The sequence below is a fragment of the Streptomyces sp. NPDC050636 genome (genome assembly GCF_040654775.1).
Classification (GTDB): Bacteria; Actinomycetota; Actinomycetes; order Streptomycetales; family Streptomycetaceae; genus Streptomyces.
This window is the reverse complement of the sequence record NZ_JBFAIP010000250.1, coordinates 1-1,816: the sequence shown is the minus strand read 5'-3', so window position 1 is coordinate 1,816 and position 1,816 is coordinate 1. Positions and strand designations below refer to the sequence as shown.

The 1,816-nt window shown below is 71.3% G+C and carries 1 protein-coding gene; it reads right to left on the bottom strand.

The features are described from left to right. Window positions 1-1,816: zinc-binding dehydrogenase (locus AB0I10_RS41050; protein ID WP_363157837.1), on the bottom strand; the 1,816-nt coding region annotated here is incomplete at both ends.

The window sequence follows — 1,816 nt, the reverse complement described above, 5'->3', positions numbered from 1 at the left end:
CGGCCAGTCAACACCAGCCCGTCGGCCCGCCCGGTGCGAACCAGGTGCCGCGCCACCAGGCCGCCCAGCGTGCCCGTACCACCGGTCACCAGCGCGGACTTCCCACCTGTGCGCGGCACCAGTGGGCCGTAGAGGGCAGTGGGAATCGTCAGGACCATCTTGCCGGTGTGCCGCGCCTGCGACATGAACCGGAACGCCTCCCGCGCCCGACGCACATCCCACGCCCGCACCGGAAGCCGCGACAACTCACCGGCATCCATCAACTCCACGATCCGGCCAAGTATCTCCCCCATCCGCTCCGGCCCGGCCTCGCCCAGGTCGAACGGACGGTAGGTGACCCCCGGGTGCTCCTGCGCCAGAGCCTCCGGATCCCGCAGATCCGTCCGGCCCATCTCGATGAAGGACCCGCCGTTCGGCAGCAGCCGCAGCGACGCATCGGTCAACTCCCCGGCCAGGGAGTTCACCACGATGTCCACACCCGCACCGCCCGTGGCAGCCAGGAACTCCGCCTCGAAACCAGCACTCCGCGACGAGGAGATATGCGCCTCGTCCAGACCCATCGACGCCAGCACCGGCCACTTGGACGGGCTGGCGGTCGCGAACACCTCCAAGCCCAGATGCCGCGCAATCTGCACCGCCGCCATCCCCACACCACCAGCAGCAGCGTGCACGACCACCCGCTGACCGGCCCGCGCACCCGCCAGCTCCACCAGCCCGTACCACGCCGTCATGAACGCGACCGGCACCGAGGCCGCCTCTGCGAACGACCAGCCGTCCGGGATGCGCACCACCTGCCGCGCGTCCGTCACCACCGCCAGGCCGATCCCGCCCGAGGCGACGCCCATCACGCGGTCACCGACCGCCAGCCCGGACACCCCGGGGCCGGTCTCGGTCACCGTCCCGGCGACCTCACTGCCCATCACACCGCCACCGGGATACATGTCCAGACCGATCAGCACATCCCGGAAGTTCAGCCCGGCCACCCGGACCGCCACCCGTATCTGCCCAACCTCCAGCCCGTCACCAGCCTGCGGCGCCGCCGCCAGCACCAGCCCCTCCAACGACCCACCCGCATCCGGCTCCAACCGCCACAGACCCTCAGGCGCCACCAACTCACCCGACGGACGCGACAACCGCCGCCCATAAGCCACCTTGCCGCGTACAGCCAGTTCCGGTTCGCCGCTGTCCACCACGGACGGCAGGACGGCGGTGGCCTGGGCACTGGTGTCGCCGAACGGGAGGTCCACGAGGACCAGCCGGCCGGGGTTCTCCGACTGCGCCGAGCGCACCAGACCCCACACTGCGGCCGCCGCCAGATCCACGACGCCCTCGCCGACGGAAGCGGCCATCCCGCCACGGGTGACGACAACCAACTGAGCTGATTCCAGGCGCTCTTCGCCCAGCCACTCCTGCACCAGGCCCAGGGCCTGACCGGTCGCCCGCCGTGCGGCCTCTGCCGCGTCACCGCCTGGGCCGTCGCCGTCCGCGTCACCCGCGCTGGTCAGCACCACCCGCGGGGTGATTTCTCCTGCCTCGGTGGCGATTGCCAGCTCGGCGAGGTCGGCGAAGAAACGTACCGACACTCCGGCCGCGTTCAGCCCCTCGACCACGCCACAGCGGTCGGCACCGACCAGCACCCACTCGCCCGCCGGGACCGGAGTCTCGGCCACGGGAGCCCAATCCACCGCGAAGAGCGCGTCCGCCACCCCTCCATCGGTCGACTGGAGTTGGTCAGCCGACACCGGACGGGTGATCAACGACGCCACCGACACCACCGGAGCACCCGTGGCATCCGCAGCCGTCACCATCAGGCTGC